Here is a 652-nt window from a genome sequence, read left to right on the forward strand (position 1 = left end):
ACTTGCTTGAGACATCTTTTCTGCGCCAATACAGACATCCGCCACTGCTTTCACGGTCTCTACCGGATATTGACCGGCAGCGGTCTCTCCAGACAGCATCACGGCATCGGTGCCATCCAAAACGGCGTTTGCTACGTCCATGACTTCTGCACGCGTTGGCATTGGGCTATTGATCATCGATTCCATCATTTGAGTTGCAGTAATGACAACGCGGTTCAAACTTCGAGCTCGACGAATGAGTTTTTTCTGAACACCGATCAGCTCAGGATCGCCAATCTCAACACCTAAATCGCCGCGAGCGACCATCACGACGTCAGAAGCTAGGATGATATCGTCAATCGACTCGCTCGTGGCGACGGTTTCTGCACGTTCTACTTTTGCGACGAGTTTTGCTTCTAAGCCGGCATCCCGGGCCAAGCGTCTGGCATAGTGCATGTCCTCGCCATTGCGTGGGAAAGAAATGGCCAAATAGTCGACCTTAATTTCTGCGGCTGTGATGATGTCAGATTTGTCTTTCTCCGTGAGCGCATCGGCTGATAAGCCACCGCCTTTTTTGTTGATGCCCTTGTTATTGGATAATGGGCCACCAACGGTCACACGGGTATGGACTTTATTTCCTTCTACGCTGGTGACTTGCAATTGAACTCTGCCA

At 50.8% G+C, this 652-nt stretch carries 1 protein-coding gene; it reads right to left on the minus strand.

Features of this window, described 5'->3' with window-relative positions:
* A partial coding sequence (locus R7Z50_RS28200; RefSeq protein ID WP_318149846.1) for a pyruvate kinase occupies positions 1–652 on the minus strand: 652 nt, incomplete at both ends.

The organism is Vibrio sp. 1249-1 (assembly GCF_033340495.1).